At 31.3% G+C, this 25982-nt stretch carries 26 protein-coding genes; 15 read left to right on the top strand and 11 right to left on the bottom strand.

The features are described from left to right. Nucleotides 1-372: 372 nt before the first annotated feature. From HMPREF2897_RS03175 to HMPREF2897_RS03165, 3 genes are all read right to left on the bottom strand, one after another. On the bottom strand, nucleotides 373-1878 hold the full coding sequence (locus HMPREF2897_RS03175; RefSeq protein ID WP_002445918.1) for a peptide MFS transporter: 1506 nt from the start codon (nucleotides 1876-1878) through the stop codon (nucleotides 373-375). Nucleotides 1879-2159: 281 nt separating this feature from the next. Then, nucleotides 2160-2660: a preQ(1) synthase gene (gene queF, locus HMPREF2897_RS03170; RefSeq protein ID WP_002445919.1), complete on the bottom strand. Its 501-nt coding sequence runs from the start codon at nucleotides 2658-2660 to the stop codon at nucleotides 2160-2162. A 13-nt stretch (nucleotides 2661-2673) separates the two neighbouring features. After that, nucleotides 2674-3549 carry a DMT family transporter gene (locus HMPREF2897_RS03165; protein WP_002445920.1) on the bottom strand — a complete coding sequence of 292 codons (876 nt, stop codon included), beginning with the start codon at nucleotides 3547-3549 and terminating at the stop codon, nucleotides 2674-2676. A gap of 752 nt (nucleotides 3550-4301) precedes the next feature. Here HMPREF2897_RS03165 and nrdI point away from each other — a divergent pair. The 8 genes from nrdI (at nucleotide 4302) to HMPREF2897_RS03125 (ending at nucleotide 11931) form a co-directional block, all read left to right on the top strand. Beyond that, nucleotides 4302-4700, top strand: a complete 399-nt coding sequence (gene nrdI / locus HMPREF2897_RS03160; protein WP_001829589.1) for a class Ib ribonucleoside-diphosphate reductase assembly flavoprotein NrdI — start codon at nucleotides 4302-4304, stop codon at nucleotides 4698-4700. Beyond that, the gene (gene nrdE, locus HMPREF2897_RS03155) at nucleotides 4663-6768 is read left to right on the top strand and encodes a class 1b ribonucleoside-diphosphate reductase subunit alpha (protein WP_002495827.1); all 2106 of its coding nucleotides are present in this window, start codon (nucleotides 4663-4665) and stop codon (nucleotides 6766-6768) included. The genes nrdI and nrdE overlap by 38 nt, the downstream gene beginning before the upstream one ends. 118 nt (nucleotides 6769-6886) lie before the next feature. Then, nucleotides 6887-7855, top strand: a complete 969-nt coding sequence (gene nrdF, locus HMPREF2897_RS03150) for a class 1b ribonucleoside-diphosphate reductase subunit beta (RefSeq protein ID WP_002445923.1) — start codon at nucleotides 6887-6889, stop codon at nucleotides 7853-7855. Next, the gene (locus tag HMPREF2897_RS03145) at nucleotides 7830-8051 is read left to right on the top strand and encodes a hypothetical protein (RefSeq protein ID WP_002445924.1); all 222 of its coding nucleotides are present in this window, start codon (nucleotides 7830-7832) and stop codon (nucleotides 8049-8051) included. The genes nrdF and HMPREF2897_RS03145 overlap by 26 nt, the downstream gene beginning before the upstream one ends. 63 nt (nucleotides 8052-8114) lie before the next feature. Beyond that, complete coding sequence (locus HMPREF2897_RS03140) at nucleotides 8115-9089, top strand: ABC transporter permease (protein ID WP_002491228.1); 975 nt, start codon at nucleotides 8115-8117, stop codon at nucleotides 9087-9089. Next, nucleotides 9073-10032, top strand: coding sequence for an iron chelate uptake ABC transporter family permease subunit (locus HMPREF2897_RS03135; RefSeq protein ID WP_046044482.1), 960 nt, complete (start codon nucleotides 9073-9075; stop codon nucleotides 10030-10032). The genes HMPREF2897_RS03140 and HMPREF2897_RS03135 overlap by 17 nt, the downstream gene beginning before the upstream one ends. Then, entirely contained in the window at nucleotides 10029-10808 is a 780-nt protein-coding gene (locus tag HMPREF2897_RS03130; RefSeq protein WP_001829596.1) for an iron ABC transporter ATP-binding protein, read from the top strand. Before HMPREF2897_RS03135 ends, HMPREF2897_RS03130 begins: the two co-directional genes overlap by 4 nt. A 79-nt stretch (nucleotides 10809-10887) precedes the next feature. Further along, on the top strand, nucleotides 10888-11931 hold the full coding sequence (locus HMPREF2897_RS03125; RefSeq protein ID WP_070592661.1) for a ferrated catecholamine ABC transporter substrate-binding lipoprotein SstD: 1044 nt from the start codon (nucleotides 10888-10890) through the stop codon (nucleotides 11929-11931). A gap of 150 nt (nucleotides 11932-12081) precedes the next feature. On the opposite strand, the gene HMPREF2897_RS03120 is transcribed toward HMPREF2897_RS03125, so the two are convergent. The 3 genes from HMPREF2897_RS03120 to HMPREF2897_RS03110 all read right to left on the bottom strand — a co-directional run bounded on the left by HMPREF2897_RS03120 (nucleotide 12082) and on the right by HMPREF2897_RS03110 (nucleotide 13994). Then, nucleotides 12082-12396 (bottom strand): CHY zinc finger protein, encoded by a 315-nt coding sequence (locus HMPREF2897_RS03120; RefSeq protein WP_001829567.1) that lies wholly within the window; start codon nucleotides 12394-12396, stop codon nucleotides 12082-12084. A 21-nt stretch (nucleotides 12397-12417) separates the two neighbouring features. Next, nucleotides 12418-13350 (bottom strand): UDP-N-acetylmuramate dehydrogenase, encoded by a 933-nt coding sequence (gene murB / locus HMPREF2897_RS03115; protein ID WP_002445929.1) that lies wholly within the window; start codon nucleotides 13348-13350, stop codon nucleotides 12418-12420. A 116-nt stretch (nucleotides 13351-13466) separates the two neighbouring features. Further along, nucleotides 13467-13994 (bottom strand): GrpB family protein, encoded by a 528-nt coding sequence (locus tag HMPREF2897_RS03110; protein WP_070592660.1) that lies wholly within the window; start codon nucleotides 13992-13994, stop codon nucleotides 13467-13469. A gap of 116 nt (nucleotides 13995-14110) precedes the next feature. Between HMPREF2897_RS03110 and HMPREF2897_RS03105 the strand changes: the two genes are divergently transcribed. The 3 genes from HMPREF2897_RS03105 to HMPREF2897_RS03095 all read left to right on the top strand — a co-directional run bounded on the left by HMPREF2897_RS03105 (nucleotide 14111) and on the right by HMPREF2897_RS03095 (nucleotide 16871). Beyond that, nucleotides 14111-15001 (top strand): EMYY motif lipoprotein, encoded by an 891-nt coding sequence (locus tag HMPREF2897_RS03105; protein WP_070592658.1) that lies wholly within the window; start codon nucleotides 14111-14113, stop codon nucleotides 14999-15001. A gap of 148 nt (nucleotides 15002-15149) precedes the next feature. Further along, complete coding sequence (gene ytxJ, locus HMPREF2897_RS03100; RefSeq protein WP_001829675.1) at nucleotides 15150-15470, top strand: bacillithiol system redox-active protein YtxJ; 321 nt, start codon at nucleotides 15150-15152, stop codon at nucleotides 15468-15470. Nucleotides 15471-15740: 270 nt separating this feature from the next. After that, the gene (locus HMPREF2897_RS03095; RefSeq protein WP_070592656.1) at nucleotides 15741-16871 is read left to right on the top strand and encodes a glycerate kinase; all 1131 of its coding nucleotides are present in this window, start codon (nucleotides 15741-15743) and stop codon (nucleotides 16869-16871) included. Nucleotides 16872-16962: 91 nt separating this feature from the next. Here the strand turns inward: HMPREF2897_RS03095 and pepT are convergent, their stop codons facing one another. The 4 genes from pepT to HMPREF2897_RS03075 form a co-directional block, all read right to left on the bottom strand. Further along, nucleotides 16963-18201, bottom strand: coding sequence for a peptidase T (pepT, locus tag HMPREF2897_RS03090; protein ID WP_002499906.1), 1239 nt, complete (start codon nucleotides 18199-18201; stop codon nucleotides 16963-16965). A 20-nt stretch (nucleotides 18202-18221) separates the two neighbouring features. Continuing rightward, nucleotides 18222-18716: a threonine/serine exporter family protein gene (locus tag HMPREF2897_RS03085; RefSeq protein WP_002445934.1), complete on the bottom strand. Its 495-nt coding sequence runs from the start codon at nucleotides 18714-18716 to the stop codon at nucleotides 18222-18224. 15 nt (nucleotides 18717-18731) lie between these two features. Then, complete coding sequence (locus HMPREF2897_RS03080) at nucleotides 18732-19493, bottom strand: threonine/serine exporter family protein (RefSeq protein ID WP_002445935.1); 762 nt, start codon at nucleotides 19491-19493, stop codon at nucleotides 18732-18734. 195 nt (nucleotides 19494-19688) lie between these two features. Beyond that, nucleotides 19689-20759, bottom strand: a complete 1071-nt coding sequence (locus HMPREF2897_RS03075; RefSeq protein WP_002457594.1) for a GGDEF domain-containing protein GdpS — start codon at nucleotides 20757-20759, stop codon at nucleotides 19689-19691. 341 nt (nucleotides 20760-21100) lie between these two features. Here HMPREF2897_RS03075 and HMPREF2897_RS03070 point away from each other — a divergent pair, with 341 nt between their 5' ends. Beyond that, nucleotides 21101-22180 carry a glycosyltransferase family 4 protein gene (locus tag HMPREF2897_RS03070; protein ID WP_002457593.1) on the top strand — a complete coding sequence of 360 codons (1080 nt, stop codon included), beginning with the start codon at nucleotides 21101-21103 and terminating at the stop codon, nucleotides 22178-22180. A 59-nt stretch (nucleotides 22181-22239) separates the two neighbouring features. Here the strand turns inward: HMPREF2897_RS03070 and HMPREF2897_RS03065 are convergent, their stop codons facing one another. Continuing rightward, entirely contained in the window at nucleotides 22240-22881 is a 642-nt protein-coding gene (locus HMPREF2897_RS03065) for a YigZ family protein (protein WP_002445938.1), read from the bottom strand. Between the two features lie 144 nt (nucleotides 22882-23025). Between HMPREF2897_RS03065 and fakB1 the strand changes: the two genes are divergently transcribed. From fakB1 to HMPREF2897_RS03050, 3 genes are all read left to right on the top strand, one after another. Beyond that, nucleotides 23026-23892 (top strand): fatty acid kinase binding subunit FakB1, encoded by an 867-nt coding sequence (gene fakB1, locus HMPREF2897_RS03060; protein WP_002445939.1) that lies wholly within the window; start codon nucleotides 23026-23028, stop codon nucleotides 23890-23892. Between the two features lie 323 nt (nucleotides 23893-24215). Next, a complete protein-coding gene (locus HMPREF2897_RS03055; protein ID WP_070592654.1) occupies nucleotides 24216-25298 on the top strand; it encodes a DEAD/DEAH box helicase family protein in 1083 nt (360 codons plus the stop codon). Further along, on the top strand, nucleotides 25291-25965 hold the full coding sequence (locus tag HMPREF2897_RS03050) for a ComF family protein (protein WP_070592653.1): 675 nt from the start codon (nucleotides 25291-25293) through the stop codon (nucleotides 25963-25965). The genes HMPREF2897_RS03055 and HMPREF2897_RS03050 overlap by 8 nt, the downstream gene beginning before the upstream one ends. Nucleotides 25966-25982 lie beyond the last annotated feature (17 nt).

The raw sequence follows: 25982 nt of genomic DNA, 5'->3' as shown, positions 1-25982 counted from the left end.
ATTCAGTATCGGGAATTGTTTCAACAATATCATTGTGGGGATAAGGACTGAAGTTTCAATCTGGTAGAGTGAGTTAAGCCTCTTTATACATAAGACACCTCGTTAATTTAGTTTAGTGATGTTTATTAAATTATACGAAAGGGCCTTATTTTTAAAGTATTTCGATGTAAAATTACATATAAACGCAAAGTATTTTGGCGAGACTCTTGAGAGAACAGGACAAGCTGAAGACTACAGGATGAAGTTGTCTTCTAAGAAAGCCAGCCAACAATACGAAGTATTATAAATAAAAAGCCAGTAAATGAATTTATAAAAACTCATTTACTGGCTATTTTTCTAGGAATTACATTCTATCTCATTTTAGTCAAATGATTAGCGAATACCTTTCATTGCTTTAGAAATCTTAGGAATAAACGCTAATATAATTAACGTAATCACGGTTGCAACAACACCTAAGAAGATAAAGTAATTGGTTTGACCAAGTGGTTTAATTAATTTAACTAATGTCCCATTAATGGCCTGAGCTGAAGCGTTAGTTAATAACCAAAGACTCATCATTTGTGCGTTAAATGCCTTAGGTGCTAATTTAACTGCTGCACTACTACCAGTTGGAGAGAGACAAAGCTCACCAATAACACAGATAACGTATGAAAGAATAACCCAGTTAACTGAGAATTGTGTATCCCCGTAGATATGACCGATTGCTCCCATAAGTATGTAAGATGCGCCTGCTAAAATAGTACCAATTGCAAACTTAATAGGTAGGCTAGGTTGTTTTTTTCCTAGCTTTTGCCATAAAAGAGTAACAACGGGTGCAAATAATAAAATAAATAATGGGTTAATAGTTTGGAAAATAGCTTCACCAAAATGTGTTTTCCAACCAAATAAATTTAATTTCATATCAGAGTTTTCAATACCATAGATATTTAATACATTAGATCCCTGTTCTTGAATTGACCAAAATAACATACCTAAAATGAATAATGGAATAAATGCTTTTACTCTTGATCTTTCAGTATCAGTAACTTCTTTACTTCTAATCATTGTTGTAAAGTAAATGATTGGTAAAGCAATACCTAAAATTAAAACAGTATTACTGATTAGATTAAATGATAGCGTATGTGTAAAGTAAGCAATCATAAGGATTAATACTATTGCTATAACAACGATTCCGATGATTGTTCCGTACTTTTTCTTTTCAGAAGAAGATAATGGGTTCGTCGGTTTCATACCGATACTACCTAAAGTTTTACGGTTGAATAATAAGTACCAAACTAATCCCAGAGCCATTCCTATTGCTGCAATCAAGAAGCCACCATGGAAATTTCTAATATCGATATAGTGTTGTAAAATAATTGGTGAAACGAGTGCACCCATGTTCACTGACATATAGAAGATAACAAATCCAGCATCCATACGTACGTCGTTTTCGGGATAGAGTCTACCAACAATATTTGAAATGTTTGGTTTCATTAAACCTGATCCTACAATAATAAAGAACATAGAAGTGAATAAACCAACCATTGCAAAAGGAAGGCTTAAACATATGTGACCTATAATAATTAGTATAGCTCCGATTAATGTGGCACCTCGTGTACCTGTAATTCTATCAGCTATCCAGCCACCTGGAATTGAAGACATATAAATTAATGATCCATATACAGACATGATAGACATGGCTGTTGTTTTGTCCATCCCAAGTCCGTTTTCCTGGAGTGCAAAATACATATAAAAAATAAGCATTGCTCTCATTCCGTAATAGCTGAATCTCTCCCAAAATTCTACGAAAAAGAGAACGCCTAATCCTTTTGGATGTCCGAAGAATCCATGTTGCGGTATTTCTTGAACTTCTTGTTCATGGGACTTATTTGAAGTCATAAATCATCCCAACCTTTCTTGCCCAAATCACCTTATTAAATTGTTTTAAGGTGATTTTACTATTGTGATAAAAAAATTTCAATAATTTTCAAAAAATTTAAAAAAGAAAATTCTATCAATTGATATAATTTGTAACATTTAATCCGATGATATAATTTCAATAATTTTATTACTATATTTATTCAATGACGCGCTATATATAAAATACGCTTTAATGCAGTAAAGTGCAACAAAAATCTCTACCATCAAATATGAAAGTAGAGATTTTTATGAAATACATATTAACGATTATCTATTTTTTCTGGATACATGTCATGATTCATTAATCGATGTTCAGCTATTTTTTCATATTTTGTATTAGGACGACCATAATTCGTGTAAGGATCTATGGAAATGCCACCTCTTGGAGTAAATTTACCCCAAACTTCAATATAGTGTGGGTCCATTAAATTAATTAAATCATTCATAATAATATTCATACAATCTTCGTGAAAATCTCCGTGGTTTCTAAAACTAAATAAATATAACTTTAATGATTTAGATTCCACCATCTTGATATTAGGGATATACGAAATATAAATTGTCGCAAAATCTGGTTGACCCGTAATAGGGCATAGTGATGTGAATTCTGGACAATTAAACTTAACAAAATAATCACGACCTTGATGCTTATTATCAAAAGTTTCTAAAACTTCCGGTCTATAATCAAATTCATAAGTGTTATTTTGATTGCCTAATAAAGTAATATCTTTTAATTCATCTTTTTGACGTCCTTGTGTCAATTTTCTAGCTCCTTTAATTATTTTGATTTAGAGTTGTTTCTCGTCTTGCTTTATCAAACATATAGTAACTTGCTCCGATAATGACAATATATCCTACTGTTGCAAGCATATCAGGTGATTCTCCAAACAGAATAAATCCAAATAATGCAGTAAATATTATAGACGCATATGTGAAAATGGAGATATCTTTTGCTGGAGCAAAACTATAAGCTAATGTTATACCAATTTGTCCTACAGCTGCTGATAATCCAGCGCCGAGTAAGAAAAGAATTTGAATTGTTGTCATAGGTGTATAAGTAAATATTGAAAAAGGTATAAGCACTACAACTGAGAATAATGAAAAATAAAACACTATCGTATAAGGTTTTTCACGAGTGCTGAGTGCTCTAACACATGTATAGGCAGATGCTGCAAAAATACCTGATAGTAATCCTGCTATTGAAGGAATAACTGATGATGAAAATTCTGGTTTAACAATTAAAAGCATCCCTAATATAGCAATAATCATCGCCGTAATTTGATATTTTCGTACCTTTTCATGTAAAAAAATTAAACTAAGAACAATTGTCCAAAAAGGATTTAATTTCATTAATGTATCAGCATCGCTTAATACCATGTGATCAATTGCATAGATATTAAGTAAGACACCGATTAACCCAAGTGTTGAACGTGAGATGAGTAGAGGTTGACTACTTAATTTCCCAAACATAGGTTGTCTATACTTATAAATAAAAAATAATGGTATAAACATGGCTACAAAATTTCTAGCTAGAGATTTTTGAAAGACTGGTAAATCACCGGCCAATCTAAAAAAGACTGACATAAAACTAAAACCCACAGCTGAAATCAATATAGCAATAATACCTTTAACTTTCGGATTCAATATCATCGCCTCAATATTATATGATTAACGACATTATATTAGCATATAAACTCTAACTATGCATAAGTTCTTGATAATTCAATGGAAACGAGCTATAATAAAAGCGAACAAACGTTCGTATTCGAAGTCTTTATAACTGTTGTGCAATTTAATAAAAAGCTAGAATCATGTTTTTAAAAATGTAATTTATATCTGTTATTGTAGAAATTTACGTAACTATTCATTTAACTCTATATGTCTAATTTCAATAGAAAAGCAAGTAAAGACACTCAAAAAAATTTTTTTATTTTAAAATAATGACACTAAACTCGTAGTGATGCACTTTCCAAATGATAAGTTATTTCTGCCATCAATTTTTAACTTTCATTAGTGATATGAGTTATGTATAATGAAACACAGAATATAGTATTGAATCAAAAATACAAACACTATATATAGTGTTTGACTGAGAATATAACGTTGTAGCATTTAATCATTTTAATGCAATTTGACACTACTTTTATCTCGAAAATATTGCAATTATAGTAAAAACCTACTAAAAAGATAATTTATCATGTAGTGTAAATTTAAGTTTTAACCACTATATATTGTGGTTATTTATATATTTTAAAGGCTATTTACAGATTGAAAAATTTTTACGTAAAAGTAACTATTTTCAACTGTTTTTATAAGTAGATGATTTAAATTATATTATAGATATTTGATCATTTCTAATCTACTTTTAGCAGAATCAAAGGTTGACGAAAGAAGGTGATCCAATGAAAGTAGTATATTATTCATTTTCTGGTAATGTTAGACGATTTATTAGTCGTGCTGGTATTAAAGATACATTTGAAATTACTCAAGATAATTGTAACGAATCAGTTAATGAACCTTACATTTTAGTTACTGGCACTATTGGATTTGGAGAGGTGCCGCAGCCGGTTCAATCTTTTTTAAATGTAAATCATACTCAGTTACAAGCTGTTGCTGCGAGTGGAAATCGAAATTGGGGACAAAATTTCGCTAAAGCTGGTCATACAATTTCTGAGGAATATAAAGTTCCATTAATGATGAAGTTTGAAGTACAAGGGACAAATAAAGACATTATTGAATTTAAGGATAAGGTGGGCAATTTCAATGAAAACCATGGAAGAAAAGAAATACAATCATATTGAATTAAATAATGAAGTGACCAAGAGAAAAGACAATGGTTTCTTTAATTTAGAGAAAGATCAAGAAGCATTGAAGGTGTATCTTGAAGAAATCCATGATAAAATGATTTCCTTTGATGATGAAATCGAAAGACTTCATTATCTTGTTGACAATAATTTTTATTTTAATGTTTTCGAAAAATATAGCGAAGCAGAATTAAGTGAAATTACTGAATACGCAAAATCAATTCACTTCCAATTTGCTAGTTATATGTCGGCAAGTAAGTTTTATAAAGATTATGCTTTAAAAACGAATGATAAAACTAAGTTCCTTGAGGATTATAATCAGCACGTCGCAATCGTTGCACTTTATTTAGCGAATGGTAATGTTAAACAAGCTAAACAATTTATTTCTGCAATGGTGGAACAACGCTATCAACCGGCGACACCAACATTCTTGAATGCAGGTAGAGCAAGACGTGGAGAACTTGTTTCATGTTTCTTATTAGAAATAGACGATAGCTTAAATTCTATCAATTTCATTGATTCAACTGCAAAACAACTTAGTAAAATTGGTGGTGGTGTGGCCATTAATTTATCTAAACTTCGTGCACGTGGAGAAGCAATTAAAGGAATTAAAGGTGTAGCTAAAGGTGTTTTACCTGTTGCTAAGGCACTTGAAGGTGGATTTAGTTATGCAGATCAATTAGGACAACGTCCTGGCGCTGGGGCAGTGTACTTAAATATTTTCCATTACGATGTTGAAGAGTTTTTAGATACTAAGAAAGTGAATGCTGATGAAGATTTACGTTTATCTACAATTTCGACTGGTCTTATTGTGCCTTCTAAATTCTTTGATTTGGCAAAAGAGGGTAAAGATTTCTATATGTTTGCACCTCATACAGTTAAACAAGAATACGGTGTGACTTTAGATGATATTGATTTAGAAAAATATTACGATGATATGGTTGCAAACCCTAATATCGAGAAAAAGAAAAAAGACGCGCGTGAAATGTTAAATATGATTGCTCAAACACAATTACAATCTGGTTATCCATATCTTATGTTTAAAGATAATGCAAACAAAGTACATGCAAATTCAAATATTGGGCAAATTAAAATGAGTAATTTATGTACTGAAATTTTCCAATTACAAGAGACATCAGTAATCAACGACTATGGAACTGAAGATGAAATTAAAAGAGATATTTCATGTAACTTAGGTTCGTTGAATATCGTGAATGTTATGGAATCAGGTAAATTCAGAGATTCTGTGTTCACAGGTATGGATGCTCTTACAGTTGTAAGTGATGAAGCAAATATTCAAAATGCACCAGGCGTAAAAAAAGCGAATAGTGAACTACATTCTGTTGGATTAGGAGTAATGAACTTACATGGTTATCTAGCTAAAAATAAAATTGGCTATGAATCTGAAGAAGCAAAAGACTTTGCTAATATATTCTTTATGATTATGAACTATTATTCCATCGAACGTTCAATGGAAATTGCGAAAGAGCGTGGAGAAAAGTATCAAGACTTTGAACAATCAGACTATGCAAATGGTAAATATTTTGAATTTTATACATCTCAAGAATTTGAACCAAAATTTGAAAAGGTTCGTCAACTTTTTGATGGTATCGATATACCTACTTCAAATGATTGGAAAGAATTGCAAAATAAAGTAGAACAATATGGACTTTATCACGCTTATAGATTAGCTATAGCTCCGACTCAAAGTATTTCTTATGTTCAAAATGCGACAAGTTCTGTTATGCCTATTGTTGACCAAATTGAACGTCGTACGTATGGAAATGCGGAAACATTTTATCCAATGCCATTTTTATCACCAGAAACAATGTGGTATTACAAATCAGCATTTAATACTGATCAAATGAAACTTATTGATCTAGTAGCTACAATTCAAACTCACGTCGACCAAGGTATTTCAACGATACTTTACGTTAATTCAGAAATTTCAACACGTGAGCTTTCAAGATTATATGTCTATGCACACCATAAAGGGCTTAAATCTTTATACTATACACGTAATAAATTATTAAGTGTGGAAGAATGTACAAGTTGTGCAATTTAATTAATTAAGTTGTAAATATTTTAGGGTAGAGTGATGAATCGATGTATTTCTTTAAATTATAGATTTACATTGGTTCAAAACTCTTTATTTTATACATAAATATGACAGGAGGATTTTAATGAAGGCGGTAAATTGGAACACCCAAGAAGATATGACTAATATGTTCTGGCGGCAAAATATCTCACAAATGTGGGTGGAAACAGAATTTAAAGTATCAAAAGATATAGCAAGTTGGAAAACATTAACAGATTCAGAGAAAAATACTTTTAAAAAAGCGCTTGCAGGTTTAACAGGTTTAGATACACATCAAGCTGATGATGGTATGCCATTAATCATGCTTCATACTACTGATTTAAGAAAGAAAGCTGTTTATTCATTTATGGCTATGATGGAACAAATCCATGCGAAAAGTTATTCTCATATCTTCACTACATTATTACCATCTAGCGAAACCAATTATTTATTGGATACTTGGGTTATTGAGGAGCCACATTTAAAATATAAATCAGATAAAATTGTAGAAAATTACCACAAACTTTGGGGTAAAGAAGCATCGATTTATGATCAATATATTGCTCGTGTTTCTAGTGTGTTCTTAGAAACATTTCTATTCTATTCTGGCTTCTATTATCCATTATATCTCGCAGGACAAGGAAAAATGACTACGTCAGGTGAAATTATACGTAAGATACTTTTAGATGAATCTATACATGGCGTGTTCACAGGTTTAGATGCACAAAGTCTGCGTAATGAGTTATCTGAAAGTGAGAAACAAAAAGCTGATCAAGAAATGTATAAATTATTAAATGAACTTTATGATAATGAAGTTTCATATACACATTTATTATATGATGATATTGGCCTTGCTGATGATGTATTAAATTATGTTCGATATAATGGAAATAAAGCATTATCGAATTTAGGTTTTGAACCATATTTCGAAGAAAGAGAGTTTAATCCTATTATTGAAAATGCCTTAGATACATCTACAAAGAATCACGATTTCTTCTCTGTTAAAGGTGATGGCTATACATTGGCTTTAAATGTTGAGCCTCTTCGTGATGAAGACTTTGTTTTTGATAATTAGTATAGTACTTTTAAAGAGATTCCTATTAAAATTAGTAGGAATCTCTTTTTTTATGAAAGTTGGTATTATAAAATATTCTGATGAATTATTACTGCTGGATAAAACATTTATAAAATTTCTAAAAAAATATGAAAAACTATTGAAAAAAGAAAATAGAGTCTATAATATTGATGTTAATGATAATCATTATCATTAACATCAATATTACTTTCGTATATTGACCTTATACATCTTTAATATTTAGCAAGGAGAATAACTAATGAAATTTATTTTTAAAGGTTATACCTTATTTATTTTATTAGTGATTTTAACTATTGTCTCTTTATTTATAGGGGTGAGTCAACTCTCTCTAATAGATATTTTCCATTTAAGTGATGAACAAATGAACATTTTGTTTTCGAGTCGAATTCCCAGAACAGTTAGCATTCTACTTTCAGGTAGTTCACTAGCTTTATCAGGATTAATTATGCAACAGATGATGCAAAATAAATTTGTAAGCCCAACGACTGCTGGCACTATGGAGTGGGCAAAATTAGGTATTTTATTGTCATTGTTGTTCTTTCCTAATGGTCACATTTTAATCAAATTATTATTTGCTGTTGTCCTAAGTATTGTTGGAACGTTTCTATTTGTCCAATTAATTAATCTTATCCGTGCGAAAGATGTAATCTTTGTTCCACTTTTAGGCATTATGATTGGTGGCATTTTATCCAGTTTTACTACATTTGTAGCGTTGAGAACCAACGCTTTACAAAGTATTGGGAACTGGTTAACTGGTAACTTTGCAGTTATAACGAGTGGTCGTTTTGAGGTGTTGTATCTTACAATACCATTACTTATTTTGGCATTTGTATTTGCAAATCATTTTACTATTGCAGGTATGGGAAAAGACTTTAGTCATAATTTAGGTGTAAGTTATGAAAAAATCATTAAAATAGCATTATTCATAACAGCAACACTAACAGCATTAGTTGTTGTTACTGTTGGAACATTACCATTTTTAGGTTTAATCGTACCGAATATCATATCTATCTATAGAGGCGATCATTTGAAAAATGCATTACCACATACACTTATGCTCGGTGCAATTTTTGTTTTAATTGCTGATATTATTGGTAGAATAATTGTTTACCCTTACGAAATTAATATTGGATTGACGATAGGTGTATTTGGCACAATTATTTTCCTAATCTTGCTGATGAAAGGTAGGAAAAATTATGCAAATGAGCACTAGTAAAAAAATAAGTATACTGGTCGTTATGGCAATTTGTATGTCAATTTTTTATTTATTGGTAGGTTTAGATTTTGATATATTTGAATATCAATTCCAAAGCCGTTTCAAAAAATTTATTCTTATATTATTAGTAGGAGCAGCGATAGGAACGTCCGTAGTTATTTTCCAATCTATTACTACGAATAGATTGTTAACTCCTTCTATTATGGGACTTGATTCTGTGTATTTATTTGTCAAAGTCTTACCTATTTTTATTTTAGGTGAACAAGCAACCGTGGTTACAAATATCTATCTTAATTTTTTAATCACTTTGATTGCAATGGTGCTTTTTTCATTGCTGCTATTTCAAGTTATATTTAAACTAGGTCACTTTTCAGTCTACTTCATATTACTAGTTGGTGTAATATTAGGAACTTTCTTCCGTAGTATTACAAGTTTTCTCCAACTTATAATGAATCCTGAATCTTTTTTAGCAGTTCAAAATGTTATGTTTGCTAGCTTTGAAGCATCAAATTCTAAATTAGTAACTGTTTCAGGCATATTATTAGTTATCTTAATAATTGTTACAATAATACTTCGACCATATTTAGATGTTCTTTTGTTAGGTAGAGCACAAGCAATTAATCTAGGTGTTTCTTATGAAAATATGACGCGTATGTTTCTTATTTTGGTTGCTTTACTCGTCTCTATATCTACTGCATTAATAGGTCCTGTAACATTTCTTGGCTTATTAACTGTCAACTTAGCACACGAATTTATGAAGACCTATGAACACAAATTTATTTTACCGGCAACAATATTATTCAGCTGGATTAGTTTATTTATAGCGCAATGGGTAGTTGAAAATCTATTCGAAGCAACAACTGAATTCAGTTTGATAGTAGATTTAGTTGGTGGAAGTTACTTCATATATTTGCTTGTCAAAAGGAGAAATGCAAATTGATTCAAATTCGAAATTTAGATAAAACGATAGACAATAAACCTATTTTAAAAGATATTAGCGTAGATATTAAAAAGGGAAAATTGACTTCACTCATAGGGCCTAACGGTGCTGGTAAGAGTACATTATTATCTGCTATCAGTCGCTTATTTAGTTATGAGAATGGTTCAATTTTGATTGAAGACAAAGAAATTTCAGAATATAAAACTGACGATTTAGCTAAAAAATTAAGTATTTTAAAACAATCTAATCACACTGATATGAACATAACTATCGAGCAACTAGTTAAATTTGGTCGTTTTCCATATTCAAAAGGTCGAATGAAGCAAGAAGACTATGACAAAGTGGAATATGCTCTCGACTTATTACAGCTTAATGAAATTAAACATCGTAATATTAAAACACTATCTGGAGGTCAGCGACAACGTGCATATATTGCTATGACTATAGCACAAGATACTGATTATATATTATTAGACGAGCCTTTAAATAATTTAGATATGAAACATTCAGTACAGATTATGCAAACGTTACGAGATTTATGTCGTCAGTTAAATAAAACAATCATTATCGTATTACATGATATCAACTTTGCTTCTTGTTATTCAGACGACATCATTGCGCTTAAACAAGGTGAGCTAGTTAAAGCTGATGATAAAGATAATGTTATTCAGTCTGACATTTTAAAAAGTTTATATGAAATGGAAGTACGTATAGAAGAGATAAGGGGACAACGTATTTGTCTATATTATGATGAAACTACTTTTGACTCAGTTTAATAATTAAAATTGAGACTCATAGTAAAAGAGGTTATCCATACGAAAAAGAAATTATAAATTTGATTAGGGAGTTGCACATATGAAAAAAACAGTCTTATTTTTATTATTGTCTCTAGTTTTAGTTTTAACGGCTTGTAATAATAGTTCGAATAATAATTCAACTTCGAAAAAAAATAATAGTGATTCTAAAGAAACTGTAACAATCAAGAATAGTTTTGAAACAAGTGGTAAAGAAAATAATGGCAGTGATAAGAAAAAAATCTCTAATACTGTCAAGGTACCAAAGAATCCTAAAAATGCCGTTGTGTTAGATTATGGGGCACTTGATGTGTTGAAAGAATTAGGTGTGGCTGATAAAGTAAAAGGCTTACCTAAAGGTGAAAATAACCAATCTTTACCTAATTTTTTAGATGAATTTAAAGATGATAAGTATATTAATACTGGAAATCTAAAAGAAGTGAATTTTGATAAAGTTGCATCAGCTAAACCAGATGTGATTTTTATTTCAGGAAGAACAGCCAATCAGAAAAATTTAGATGAATTTAAAAAAGCTGCACCAAAAGCTAAAGTCGTATATGTAGGTACAAGTGATGACAACTTAATTAAAGATATGAAAAGAAATACAGAAAATTTAGGGAAAATCTACGATAAAGAAGATAAAGCTAAAAAAATTAATAAAGATTTAGATAGAAAAATATCTGATATGAAAGATAAAACTAAAGACTTTAATAAGAAAGTAATGTATTTATTGGTTAACGAAGGTGAACTATCAACATATGGACCGGGAGGAAGATTTGGTGGTTTAGTGTTTGATACATTAGGATTTAAACCTGCAGATAAAAAGGTTAGCAAAAGCCCACATGGTCAAAATATAAATAATGAATATATTAATAAGCAGAATCCAGATGTTATTTTAGCTATGGATCGTGGTTCAGTTGTAGGTGGTAAAGCAACAACTAATCAAGTTTTAAAAAATAAAGTTATAAAAAATGTAAAAGCAGTAAAAAGTAATCATATTTACGAATTAGATCCAAAACTATGGTATTTCTCTTCAGGATCTTCAACGACAACTATCAAACAAATTGATGAATTAAATGAAGTAGTAGAGAAAGTTGAAAAATAATCTTATAATAAGAGAAAATCAACCATGGTATAAGAAGAAAACTTTAAATACATGAATAGAATGTTGATATAAGAAGAGCTCCTAAAACGAATTTTTAAATAAAATTCACTTTAGGAGCTCAAATATTTCAAAAACTTTGTAACAAGTTATTTATACTTCAAAATATAAATGATAATGAAATTTACAACGACTGTTAAAATGCGCTTTACAACGGGGACACATTTCTACCATCATATAGTCACGAATACGCATCTCATGTTTACAAACACCACACATAATAGCTTTTTCATCAAACTCATTTTCAGCCCATCTTTCAATTGTATGAGATACGTGTTCATTATGACATTTATAACACGGATAATATTTGTTGCAACATTTAAATTTAATGGCAATAACATCTAAAGATGAGTAATAATGTGTACATCGTGTTTCATTATCTATGAGTGATCCATAAACCTTTGCCAATGATGTGCCCTCCTTGAAGAATTAATCTGTAGGATGTTCACCTATAATACGTACCTCAGTATTCAATTCAACATCAAATTTTTCTTTAACTGTTTTTTGTACGTGATGTATAAGTGCTTCATAATCAGTTGCTGTTCCGTTGTCTACATTAACCATAAATCCAGCATGCTTAGTTGAAACTTCTACGCCACCAATTCGATAGCCCTGTAAATTTGAATCTTGAATGAGTTTACCTGCAAAATGACCCGGTGGTCTTTGGAAGACACTTCCGCAAGAAGGGAATTCAAGTGGTTGTTTAGATTCACGTCTTTCAGTAAGATCATCCATTTTAGCCTGAATTTCATCTAATTTACCTGGTTCTAAGGTGAAAGCAGCCTCTAATACAACTAAATGTTTTTGTTGTACCACACTATTTCTATAGTCTAATTCCAGTTCAGCTGTAGTAAGCTTTAATAAATCACCTTTTTCATTGACACATAATGCATAGTCAATACAGTCTTTAACTTCTCCACCATAAGCACCAGCATTCATGAATACAGCGCCACCAATTGACCCAGGGATACCGCATGCAAATTCTAAACCGGTTAATACATGGTCACGTGCAACATTTGAAACGTCAATAATTGCTGCACCACTACCTGCTATAATTGCATCATCAGAGGTTTCAATATGATTGAGAGATAATAAGCTGAGGACGATTCCTCGAATTCCACCTTCTCGAATGATGATGTTCGACCCATTTCCTAGATAAGTTACCGGTATACTGTTCTCATGGGCAAACTTTACGATGGCTTGGACTTCTTCATTTTTGGTAGGGGATAAATAAAAATCTGCCTTTCCTCCTGTTTCTGTATATGTATAACGCTTGAGAGGTTCATCCACTTTAATAATATCTTTAGGAAGAATTGACTCTAGTCCGCGTAAGATGTCATTTTTATTCAATGTTTTGAACATCCTTTCTCATCTTCTTAATATCAACATTATTATATCAATTATAAAAGTTATTTGCGAAATTTGGATATATGAATTGATTATAAATATAAAATGGTTATGTCGTACTTTATGAGTATTTACGATAACAAATTAGATTCCTTATACAATTTCTCAAACAAATTTTGTTTTTGAGACTCATATTCACGTATCTTTTTAGCATGTTGCACAATTTCATTTTTCTTACTTGCAAACCATTCTGCTATTGCTTTATCGTTATGTAATAAATGATCGACTGTTTGATATTGTTTAAAAAGAGGAGTTTTCATTTGAATAATATGTAATCTTACTTCTTGTTTTAATTCACTTAAATTATTAAAACGTGCCATGACAACTTTCTTCTTGTAAGAATGGTGCAAACGATAAAAACCAGCATAATTTAGGCGCTTTTCATCTAGTGAAGTAATATCGTGCAAGTTATTTACACCAACAAGTATATCTAAGATGGGTTCAGTTTGATAATTAAAATGACAGGTACCACCGATATGCTGAGTGTATTTAATAGGAGAATCTAAAATAGTAAACAATACGTCTTTCACTTTGTTATATTCATATGTAAATTGTTTCACAGAGTCTTTTTTAATAAAAGGTTGAACATTAGCGTACATGAAATACTCCTCATTTATGAAAATAATATATACAATAAAGTCTGACATACTATAACACAATTCATTTTCATAATAAATACGTTTATGTATAATGTTTAGTGATAAGGAGTGCAAATATGAGAAAACTACTATTTATCATAACAATTATCATTTTAACCATAGTTGTATCTGCTTGTGGAAATGAATCAAAAAGAGATATTAAACAATTTGAAAGTCAATATAAAGAAATTCATCAAAAACAACACAGTGTAGAAAAAGTTATGGATAAAATACCATTAAAAGAGTTAGATAATTTAAGTAAAACTGATACCACTGATAAAAATAAAAAAGAATTTCGTGCACTTCAGCAGGATATTAATAACTATTTGATACCTGAGTTTAAAAAATATAAAAATTCCACTCAACATTTAACAGCAGATACTAATGAAGTTAAGCACTTGAAAGAGGATTATCTAAAAACTGTTGAAAATAAAGAGAAATCTATATATGATTTAAAAGAATTTGTAGATTTATGTAATCGCTCAATTAAAGATAATGAAGATATTTTGGATTATACTAAATTATTCGAGAAAAATAGAACTGAAGTGGAGTCTGACATTAATAAAGCACAAAATAAAGAAGATGCCAGTCAACTTAAATCAAAATTAGAAGAAAATAATCAACAATTAAAAGATACTGCTAAAAAATATTTAAATTCTTCAAATAATGATTCTGACTCAGCGAAAGAAGCAATCAAAGATCATATTTCACCACTTATTGACAAACAAATTACGGATATTAATAAAACAAATATTTCTGATAATCATGTTGATAATGCTAGAAAAAATGCAATTGAGATGTATTATAGTTTGCAAAATTATTATGATACGAGAGTAGATACGATTAAAACTAGCGAAAAATTAGCTCAAATTGATGTTGATCGATTGCCAAAAGAGGGAAAAGATATATCAGAAATGGATAAATCGTTCAAAAGAGAATTTAAAAAAATAAAAGAAAGTATAAATTAAATGCTATCTGAATTTAAAAAATTGAAAATTTATGGTTAACATTACATAGCAGAGTGTGTATAATTGTACCCATTGATAAGATTTTAGGGATAAAAATTTCACGCATATGCTTAGTATGAAGTGATAAATATTTTTAGAGGTGAATAGAATGGCTATTAAGCTGAGTTCAATTGACCAGTTTGAACAAGTATTAGAAGAAAATAAATATGTTTTTGTATTAAAACACAGTGAAACTTGTCCAATTTCTGCAAATGCGTATGATCAATTTAATAAGTTTTTATATGAAAGAGACATAGATGGTTATTATCTAATCGTTCAACAAGAGCGTAAACTATCTGATTATATCGCAGAGAAAACAAACGTAAAACACGAATCACCACAAGCTTTTTATTTTGTAGATGGTGAAATGAAGTGGAATGCAGATCACGATGATATTAACGTTTCTCAACTTGCTCAAGCTGAGGAATAATTAGAAAAGAATGAAATGATGAAGCAGCTTGCCTTAAATGTCAATGTTAGACAGATACAGGCAAGCTATTCTTATGTTATGAAAATTTTAAAATAGTTATGTATAATGTGATAATAAGTATAATTAATGGACATAATAAAGAACATGCAGAAGATATGTTATTTCTTTAATGTCAAATCATTGTTACTTAGATTTATAGATTATTCTCATACATCCTTTAGTATGTTTAAAATAATTTTTGGAAAAGAGAAAAATAAGGTGGTTAAGACAATGAAAGTTTTAGTAGCCATGGACGAATTTAATGAAATTATTTCTAGTTACCAAGCTAATAGATATGTTGAAGAAGCGGTAGCAAGTCAAATTGAAGATGCAGATATCGTTCAAGTTCCACTATTTAACGGTCGTCACGAATTATTAGATTCAGTCTTTCTTTGGCAATCAGGAAATAAATATCGTGTGAGTGCGCATGATGCTGACATGAAAGAAACCGAAGCAATATATGGACAAACGGATAGTGGTATGACTATTATCGAAGGGCACTTATTTTTAAATGGCAAAAAACCTATTCAACATCGATCAAGTTACGGTTTGGGAGAGGTTATAAAAGCAGCATTGGACAATCATACAGAACATCTTGTTATCTCTTTAGGTGGAATAGGAAGTTTTGATGGCGGTGCAGGCATGTTGCAAGCATTGGGTGCAAGATTTTATGATGATGAAGCACAAATTGTCGATATGAGGAAAGGTGCAGATTTAATAAAATATATTAGACGTATTGATTTATCAGGTGTTCATCCACAATTAGCGAAGGTAAACATTCAATTAATGTCAGATTTCTCAAGTCGGTTGTATGGGAAAAAAAGTGAAATCATGCAAACATACGATTCATTAGATCTGTCTCAAAATGAAGCAGCCGAGATAGATAATTTAATTTGGTATTTTAGTGAATTATTTAAGAATGAATTGAAAATAGCAATGGGACCAATCGAGCGCGGTGGTGCTGGAGGTGGTATAGCAGCTGTATTAAATAGTCTCTATCAAGCTGAGATTTTAACAAGCCATGAATTAGTGAATCAAATCACACATTTAGAAAACTTAATTCAACAGGCAGATCTTATTATTTTCGGAGAAGGTTTGAAAGAAGAAGATCAAATTCTAGAGACTACAACAATACGTATAGCAGAACTTACCCAACAATACAACAAGCCAGCTATTGCAATTTGTGCTACAAATGATAAATTTGATTTGTTTGAATCGTTGAATGTTATAGCAATGTTTAATACATTTATTGATATGCCTGATTCATATACAGATTTTAAGATGGGTATTCAAATCAGACATTACACAGTACAAGCACTAAAATTATTGAAAACGCAAATAAACTTACCGCTTTCATCCTAATATTAAAAAAAGTTTTTATACACATTCAATTTAAAAGCCATTGACAGTAAGAGTAGCTTTTAGAGCTACATACTGACAATGGCTTTTTATGTTATTTATAAGATTGATGGCTGTTTGCTACTTCTTGAGCAATACCAACGACAACATGAACAGCTTTTTCCATTACATCGATAGAAGCGTATTCAAAAGGACCGTGGAAATTGCCACACCCCGTAAAAATATTAGGTGTAGGTAACCCCATAAAAGATAACTGTGATCCATCTGTACCGCCTCGAATAGGTTCAGTGTTAGGTACGATGTCTAAAGCGTCAAAGACACGTTTAGGTATATCTATGATGTGTTTCAAAGGTTTAATTTTTTCGGCCATGTTAAAATATTGGTCATGTACATCTACTTTAATTGGAAAATGATTATAATGAACATTAATATCATCACGAATTTCCATCATGCGTTTTTTACGTAGCTCAAACTGCTCTTTATCATGGTCGCGAATAATATATTGTAGAGTTGCTTTTTCAACATTACCTGTAAAATTCATTAAATGATAGAACCCTTCGTATCCTTCAGTTCTTTCAGGTACTTCATGTGAAGGAAGTAAACTATTAAACTGTTGACCTAAACTAATTGCATTAACCATGGCATTTTTAGCTGAACCTGGATGAACGTTAACACCGTGACAAGTGACAGTTACTTCTGCTGCATTGAAACTTTCGAATTGTAGTTCTCCTAATTGACTGCCATCCATTGTATATGCAAAATCTGCATTAAATCGACTAACATCAAATTGATGCGGGCCTCGTCCAATTTCTTCATCAGGTGTAAAGCCTACTCGAATTGTACCGTGTTTAATTTCAGGATGATCAATTAAATACTTTATCCCTTCCATTATTTCCACAACACCTGCTTTATCATCGGCGCCTAGTAGAGATGTACCATCTGTCACCATTAGTGTATGCCCCACAACTTTATTTAATTCAGGAAAAACATCAGGATCTAAGATACGCTGAGATTCACCAAGTTTGATAGGTTGCCCATTATAGGCTTCAATGATATGCGGATTTACATGAGAAGCATTGAAATCTGGTGAAGTGTCTACATGTGCTAAAAAACCGACAGTAGGTACATTATAATTAATATTGCTTTCGAGTGTAGCAAATAAGTAACCATGTTCATCCATGTCTGTTTTAAGCCCTAATGATTGAAGCTCTTCTTCCAATAGATTTAATAAATCCCACTGTTTATTCGTAGATGGAGTAGTCTTGGAATCAGGATTAGATTGTGTATCAATTTTTACATATCTCGTTAATCTTTCGATAATTTGTTTCTTCATACGAGTTCATCCCCTTAGATTTATACTCTATTATTCATATTATAGGATTTTTTATAAGTTTTACCCTTGATTTTACCATAATATTGCTTGATGCGTGAATAAATGTAATAGACGATTTCAGATACAAGTATACCGAATGCAATTGCACCAGAAATGAGTGTTACCTCTAAAAAAGTATTAACTGCATTCGTGTAATCATTTGATACTAAAAATCTTGTAGCTTCATATGCTGCGCCACCTGGAACGAGAGGTATAATGCCGGGGACGATAAATATAATAACAGGTTGCTTGTACCGTCTACTCATTGTATGACTCATTAATCCTAATATTAGACTTCCTAAAAATGAAGCGCCAACTTTACCTAAATCCATACCTACTGTCATCTGATATATTGTCCAAGCAACAGCTCCAACAAATCCACAAGCTAACAGCAATTTTTTAGGTGCATTAAATATAATTGAAAAAAGGACTGTGGCAATGAAACTAATGATAAAGTGAAACAGATAAATAAACATAACTAACAGCCTTTCTTATAATAATAGTAATACAATAGCTACGCCTGCACCAATAGCAAATGCAGTTAAAGCAGCTTCAACACCACGTGACATACCAGCAAGTAACTCTCCGGCAAGTAAGTCACGAATAGCGTTAGTAATCAAAATACCAGGAACGAGAGGCATGACACTTGCAATAGTAATAATGTCTTGATTTTTAGCTATACCTAGTTTAGTGAATATTGCTGCAATGCTAATAACAACAGCAGATGCCACAAACTCTGAAAAGAATTTAATTTGTATATACTTTTGCACGAAACTAAACGTTAAAAAAGCTATGCCACCCGCTAGACATGCAATCCAAGCGTCGGAAGCTACGCCACCAAACATGAATAAGAAAAAACCACAAGCTACAAAGGCAGCAATGAGATTTGTTAAGAAAGAAAACTGAAGAGACGCACGTTTAAGTTGCAGTAACTCGTTTTTTGCTTCGTCAATTGTAAGTTGCTTACTCGAAATTTTACGAGATAGGCTATTGGTTAAAGCAATTTTCTCAAGGTCGGTTGTACGCTCGCGAATACGAATCAATCTCGTACTAGTACGATCATTTAATGAGAAAATAATTGCAGTTGATGTCACAAAACTGTATGTATCATGTAAACCATAACTATGGGCAATACGATTCATTGTATCCTCAATTCGATATGTTTCAGCGCCTGCTTCAAGTAAGATTCGCCCAGCAATTAAGACTACATCAATTACTTTATTTTCATCAATGATAGTGATTGAATCTGACATATCTCATCACCTCCGAAGCTATTTAATATTTTTATGAACAATTGAAGTTTACAACTTGAAGACTTAAGTTTCAATAGAGAGCTTGATTTTAATAACATTTTCAATACTAATTAAAAATAGTAAAAAAATGCTATGCATAACTGTATACGCTTTAATGATTTTTTTACGTAGCAGTTAACATAGCATTTAGATTGATTATAATTTGACAATAGGATTAAACATGACTTTATTTCTTCCTTCACTTTTAGCCACATGTACCATATCATCAGCATCTTTAAATACTTTACGTTGAGATTTACGATCATCTTGAGTTAAGTATCCAACACCAATTGAAACTGATAGCTTGATTACTTCTTTGTTTGGTAGGTGGAAAGAAGATTTTTCAACACCGCTTCGAATATTTTCTGCTAATTTCACGCTTTGATCTAGTGTGTAATCTCTGATTACAACAGAAAATTCTTCGCCACCGTTTCTAAAGATTTTGAACTGGTTTGGAACATAGTTTTTTAATAGTTGAGACATTTGTTTGAGAACAGCATCTCCTGATTGATGTGAATAATGATCGTTTACATCTTTAAAGCCATCGATATCAATGAGAAGTAAGGCTAAACTTTGTTTCTTTTCTTCAGCTTTACTTGAGACCTCATTTAAGTGTCTATCAAATTCTTTTACATTACCTAGACCTGTAAGATAATCGTATTTATCTTCATTTTCATAACGATTGACTAAAGAGAAAAAGTGCCATATATCAACGAATGTTATTGCTGAAGCAATTGTAATAATAAATGAAATAGGGATAAGCACTAAAATCTCTACGAGTTCATAAATAGGACTTAATAATGCTAAAAATAACAAAATGACAATGCTAATCAAATTTAAAATAAGTAAAGAAATGATATCGTTTTGCTTTAAAAATGGTCCAACTGCACTGACAATACCTGCAATAACGATTAATGTAATACCATAAATAATTGAGTTTCCAAAGATAAATACATCGACTAAAGATACGATAAAAGCAGCCGTGAGTGTATATATCATGTTGGTATAACGTCCTAAAAACAAAAGAGGTACAAATGTTAAATGAACGAGGTATTCGTTCTGAAACGGGATAGGGTATGCCGCTAAAAGTAAAGAAACGAATGTCATTAGTACAGTTACATATTCTTTAGAAAAAATCATTCTTTTATTTTCAGAATATTGTAACCTATGAAATAAATATATTCCTGCCACCATGACAGATATGTTATATATGATAGCTTCAAACATTTCCATACCGACTCCTTTTTTAACCATTAGCTATTGTAAGTGAAAACTTACAATTTGTCATCATCTAGCAACAGAAATTACACACAAACAATGGTATTTAATGTTAAAATAAGCACTTAAATGGTATGATTAAAAAAATGTATAGACAATACAAAGATAATGTAAAGGTTAATCTTTGTAATTTAGACAATAGCTATGTAACATGGATATTTATGATTTTAGTTCAATGAAAACGACATTTATGGTTGATAAATATTTGCGCATATAAATATTGCATTAAAAATGATAGATAACAAATTTTACATAGCGTGAGGTACAACTTATTCAATGAAGGTGAACTGATGTATACACTATTACTTATAGCTTTTACTATGATAGTCAGTTTAATAATTACACCCATTATTATTGTAATATCAAAAAAATTAGATTTAGTAGATCGTCCTAATTTCAGAAAAGTACATACGAAACCTATCTCAGTGATGGGAGGAACGGTCATTTTATTTTCTTTCTTAATAGGGATTTGGCTCGGACACCCTATTGAACGTGAGGTTAAACCGCTTATATTAGGTGCAATTACAATGTATATGGTTGGATTGATTGATGATATTTACGATCTAAGACCTTATTTAAAGTTAGCAGGTCAAATTGTTGCAGCTTTAATTGTTACGTTTTATGGAATTACAATAGACTTTATTTCATTGCCAATTGGACCAACGATTCATTTTGGCATATTTAGTATTCCTATTACAGTAATATGGATTGTAGCAATTACCAATGCTATTAATCTTATCGACGGACTTGATGGACTTGCCTCAGGCGTCTCAGCATTGGCATTAATGACTATTGGATTCATCGCTATTTTACAAGCGAACATATTTATTATCATGATTTGTTGTGTACTTTTAGGGTCTTTACTTGGTTTCTTGTTTTATAACTTTCACCCAGCGAAAATTTTCCTAGGTGATAGTGGCGCATTAATGATAGGATTTATTATCGGTTTCTTATCATTACTCGGCTTTAAAAACATCACATTTATTGCTTTATTCTTTCCTATTGTTATATTAGCAGTGCCATTTATTGATACATTGTTTGCAATGATTCGTCGAATGAAAAAAGGACAACATATAATGCAAGCAGACAAGTCACATTTACATCATAAATTACTTGCTTTAGGATATACCCATAGACAAACCGTTTTACTTATTTATTCAATAGCGATTATGTTTAGTTTATCTAGTGTTATCCTCTATTTGTCCCAACCTTTGGGTGCACTTATGATGTTCATTCTCATTGTCTTTACGATTGAGTTGATCGTTGAATTTACTGGATTAATAGATGATAATTATCGACCAATATTAAATTTAATTACAAAAAAAGGGAATGGCAAGCCACATCATTATGATGAACATCATCGTTCATAATAAAAAACACTATGTAGGTCATAAGCACGCGTTGCTTTAACTTACATAGTGTTTTTTATTTAATTGGTTTCAATATCAAAAGGTAATAGTTTAATGTCTTCTTGTTTCAAATCATAATTTCCGGAAGTAATTCGATTTAAAAAGTCTATAAAAGTATCATATTCATTTTTTACTACGTCAATTTGATAACTTACTTTATCGGTATAAAATTGTTCTCTTAATAAGAATGTGGTAGAGGCAAGTTCATATTCAAATTTTCCTGTCTGATCATAATCTAACGTAACGGTTACTGGAATAGCTTCTCTTAATTCGACTCTACCCATATCATATATCACGTCACGCACGGCGCCACTATATGCCCTAATAAGACCGCCTGCACCTAATTTGATACCACCGAAGTAGCGTGTCACGACGACGCAAACATTGTGTATCTCTAATTTTTTCAGTATCTCAAGCATTGGGATGCCGGCTGTTCCACTTGGTTCGCCATCGTCGTTTGCTTTTTGAATATTCATCTCCGGTCCGACAGTATAGGCTGAGCAATTATGAGTTGCATCTTTATGCTTTATTTTAATTTCATCTATAAAAGCTTTTGCTTCATTTTCAGTCGAAACAGGCTTAATATATGCTATAAAGCGTGATTTACTTATCACATTTTCAATTGAATGTGCTTGTTTAATAGTAATTATGGATTTATCCATCTTATTTTTGCCACCTACAATTCAGTTTTCTAACATTATTATACACGTAACAAGATAGGTTCTAAATTATTACGATGATATTTTCTTTTTTTAAAAATTATTGTATCATGACTATGAGTATAATTGAGGAGGATAAGTATTAAGATGAAGATTGCAGTTATGACCGATTCTACAAGTTATTTACCACAACATATAATAGATCAATATAACATACCAGTCGCTTCACTAAGTGTAACTTTCGATGATGGAGTGAATTTCACTGAGAGTGATGATTTTTCTGTAGATGATTTTTATAAAAAAATGGCTTCATCTAAAACTATACCAACAACAAGCCAACCTGCTATTGGCGATTGGATTGAGAATTTTGAAAGATTAAGAGAACAAGGATACACTGATGTCATCGTGATTAACTTATCAAGTGGTATAAGCGGAAGCTATCCTTCAGCAACACAAGCTGGTGAAATGGTTGAAGATATTCAAGTACATACGTTTGATAGCCGTCTTGCTGCGATGATTGAAGGTAGCTTTGCAATTTACGCTGCTCAATTGGTACAAAAGGGATATAAACCTGATGATATTATTAATGAACTAACTGAAATAAGACAACATATTGGTGCATACTTAATTGTTGATGATTTAAAAAATTTACAAAAAAGTGGTCGTATCACTGGAGCTCAAGCTTGGGTAGGTACATTGTTGAAAATGAAACCTGTCTTGCATTTTGAAGAAGATGGTAAAATACATCCACACGAAAAAGTACGTACAAAAAAACGTGCGCTAAAATCTTTAGAAACAAACATTTTTAAAGAAATAGAAGGCTTGGAAGATGTGACTGTATTTGTAATAAACGGTGATAAAACAGAAGATGGAAAGTCATTTCTTCAGCAATTAAAGGAAGATCATCCTAATGTTCATATTCAGTATTGTGAATTTGGACCAGTGATAGCATCACATTTAGGATCAGGCGGTTTAGGATTGGGTTACTTCCCAAGAAGAATAGACATTAATTAATATATAATCAAAAGTCTGAAAGCTTGATAGGAAAGAACACAGTGGTAATATCATTAGATATCACTTGTGTTCGCTTATTTGAGTATTTCAGACTTTTTTGAAAGTAGTGAAATAAAATTAAATATTACGGCAGACTGATTTCTCCAACGCATCAACTTGAAAATGAATTAGTATCTCAAGTTTCAAAAGGTGTTATAAAAGACAGTGAGCGTTGGTATTGTATTCAATGTGGAAACACTTCTTTGCAATATTTTGTGACTTACAATTCAACGATATTGAATAAAAAAATCACATACTGTAGGCGATGCATTCAACTAGGCAGAATGGATAGTATTACAGATATATGTATCGTAAAAAGTTTTCAAAAAGCAACAAAAGCGAATTATCAGTTACCCTTTGAATTATCAAAGCAACAGCAATACGCTTCAGAAGCTATCATTCAAGCTATAAAAAATAATAATGATCTCTTGTTATATGCTGTCACAGGAGCAGGGAAAACTGAAATGATGTTTGAGGGTATAAGGATAGCTCGTCAAATTGGACATAATATTGCCATCGTATCACCTCGTGTAGACGTTATTATTGAGATAAGTCATCGAATTAAAGATGCTTTTATCGATGAACGTATAGATGTGCTACATCAATCCAGTAGACAGCAATATAATGGTCATTTTGTTATTGCTACTATCCATCAATTATTGAGGTTTAAACAGCATTTTGATACTGTATTTGTCGATGAGGTAGATGCTTTTCCGTTGTCTATGGATCCACAATTATCAAATGCAATACAACTTGCTTCAAAATTGAATCATTCACATATTTTCATGACGGCCACACCACCGCGTCATTTTTTAAAACAATTCCCCCCAGAAAAAATAATTAAGTTACCAGCCCGTTTTCACCGACACCCTCTACCTATTCCTAAGTTCAAATATTTCAAATTAAAATCAACACGAAAACAAAATTTATTACTTAATTTATTTAGAAATCAAATTAACCAACAACGTTTTACTTTGGTCTTTTTTAATAATATAGAGATAATGAATAAAACGTATCAACAGTATAAAATGGACATCGCTGATTTGATTTGCGTTCACAGTGAAGATGATTTACGATTTGAAAAAATTGAAGATTTAAGACGAGGACAACACAAAATTGTATTCACTACAACTATTTTAGAAAGAGGATTCACCATGACACACTTAGATGTCGTTGTAGTTGATGCAGGAAGTTTTCAACAAGAGGCTTTAATTCAAATTGCTGGTCGCGTAGGACGTAAACAACAGTCTCCAAGTGGCTTAGTTTTATTTCTTCATGAAGGTGTTACATTATCAATGGTTTTAGCTAAAAGAAACATTATTTCAATGAATCGTTTGGCAATTAAAAGGGGATGGGTTGATGCGTAAATGTATCCAGTGCAATCAAACTATTAAAGAGACCATTCATATTTATAACTTATTTAAACCACCTCAGATATTTTGTGAAAGATGTGAAACATTATGGCTTAACTCCAAAATTCATAAAGATGGTAGGTGTCCTAAGTGTCTTAATAACAAAATCTCTACTGATGGCGAATGTCATGACTGTCAATTTTTAAGTAAAACATTTTATTTAATGGAACAATTGTTTTGTGATTATAGTTATGATGGTGTGATGAAAGAAATCATACACCAATATAAGATTATGCGAGACTTCTATTTAGCAGAAGTATTGGCAAGAAGATTAGATTTACCTCAAACTCAATATGATTATATAGTTCCAATTCCTTCTCCAATTGAACGCGACATTGAACGTACATTTAATCCGGTGACCACTGTCTTAGACAAAATGGGGATCTCATATCAAGATGTATTAGGTACACATATACGTCCTAAGCAGTCAAAGTTAGGAAAGGTTGAACGTTCAAAAGCCTCTAATCCATTTTATATAAAAGATGAAGAGATAAATATCGAAGGGAAAGTAATACTACTCATAGATGATATTTATACAACAGGGTTAACGATTCATCACGCGGGGTGTAAATTGTACGATAAAAAAGTCAGAAAATTCAAAGTGTTTGCGTTTGCACGATAACATAAACATGGTAAAAT

Origin of the sequence: Staphylococcus sp. HMSC065D05 (genome assembly GCF_001813195.1) — a bacterium.
Taxonomy (GTDB): domain Bacteria; phylum Bacillota; class Bacilli; order Staphylococcales; family Staphylococcaceae; genus Staphylococcus; species Staphylococcus epidermidis.
The sequence above is the reverse complement of the archived record's forward strand: the minus strand, read 5'-3'. Positions and strand labels throughout refer to the sequence as shown.

Coding starts and splice junctions, on each gene's coding strand:
- HMPREF2897_RS03055 (WP_070592654.1), top strand. CDS start 24,216: ATGGATAGTATTACAGATATATGTATCGTAAAAAGTTTTCAAAAAGCA.
- HMPREF2897_RS03125 (WP_070592661.1), top strand. CDS start 10,888: ATGAAAAAAACAGTCTTATTTTTATTATTGTCTCTAGTTTTAGTTTTA.
- HMPREF2897_RS03135 (WP_046044482.1), top strand. CDS start 9,073: ATGCAAATGAGCACTAGTAAAAAAATAAGTATACTGGTCGTTATGGCA.
- HMPREF2897_RS03105 (WP_070592658.1), top strand. CDS start 14,111: ATGAGAAAACTACTATTTATCATAACAATTATCATTTTAACCATAGTT.
- HMPREF2897_RS03070 (WP_002457593.1), top strand. CDS start 21,101: ATGTATACACTATTACTTATAGCTTTTACTATGATAGTCAGTTTAATA.
- HMPREF2897_RS03145 (WP_002445924.1), top strand. CDS start 7,830: ATGAAGACTTTGTTTTTGATAATTAGTATAGTACTTTTAAAGAGATTC.
- nrdI (WP_001829589.1), top strand. CDS start 4,302: ATGAAAGTAGTATATTATTCATTTTCTGGTAATGTTAGACGATTTATT.
- HMPREF2897_RS03140 (WP_002491228.1), top strand. CDS start 8,115: ATGAAATTTATTTTTAAAGGTTATACCTTATTTATTTTATTAGTGATT.
- nrdF (WP_002445923.1), top strand. CDS start 6,887: ATGAAGGCGGTAAATTGGAACACCCAAGAAGATATGACTAATATGTTC.
- fakB1 (WP_002445939.1), top strand. CDS start 23,026: ATGAAGATTGCAGTTATGACCGATTCTACAAGTTATTTACCACAACAT.
- HMPREF2897_RS03075 (WP_002457594.1), bottom strand. CDS start 20,759: ATGTTTGAAGCTATCATATATAACATATCTGTCATGGTGGCAGGAATA.
- HMPREF2897_RS03085 (WP_002445934.1), bottom strand. CDS start 18,716: ATGTTTATTTATCTGTTTCACTTTATCATTAGTTTCATTGCCACAGTC.
- HMPREF2897_RS03050 (WP_070592653.1), top strand. CDS start 25,291: ATGCGTAAATGTATCCAGTGCAATCAAACTATTAAAGAGACCATTCAT.
- murB (WP_002445929.1), bottom strand. CDS start 13,350: ATGTTCAAAACATTGAATAAAAATGACATCTTACGCGGACTAGAGTCA.
- pepT (WP_002499906.1), bottom strand. CDS start 18,201: ATGAAGAAACAAATTATCGAAAGATTAACGAGATATGTAAAAATTGAT.
- HMPREF2897_RS03175 (WP_002445918.1), bottom strand. CDS start 1,878: ATGACTTCAAATAAGTCCCATGAACAAGAAGTTCAAGAAATACCGCAA.
- HMPREF2897_RS03165 (WP_002445920.1), bottom strand. CDS start 3,549: ATGATATTGAATCCGAAAGTTAAAGGTATTATTGCTATATTGATTTCA.
- ytxJ (WP_001829675.1), top strand. CDS start 15,150: ATGGCTATTAAGCTGAGTTCAATTGACCAGTTTGAACAAGTATTAGAA.
- HMPREF2897_RS03095 (WP_070592656.1), top strand. CDS start 15,741: ATGAAAGTTTTAGTAGCCATGGACGAATTTAATGAAATTATTTCTAGT.
- HMPREF2897_RS03080 (WP_002445935.1), bottom strand. CDS start 19,493: ATGTCAGATTCAATCACTATCATTGATGAAAATAAAGTAATTGATGTA.
- nrdE (WP_002495827.1), top strand. CDS start 4,663: ATGAAAACCATGGAAGAAAAGAAATACAATCATATTGAATTAAATAAT.
- HMPREF2897_RS03110 (WP_070592660.1), bottom strand. CDS start 13,994: ATGTACGCTAATGTTCAACCTTTTATTAAAAAAGACTCTGTGAAACAA.
- HMPREF2897_RS03065 (WP_002445938.1), bottom strand. CDS start 22,881: ATGGATAAATCCATAATTACTATTAAACAAGCACATTCAATTGAAAAT.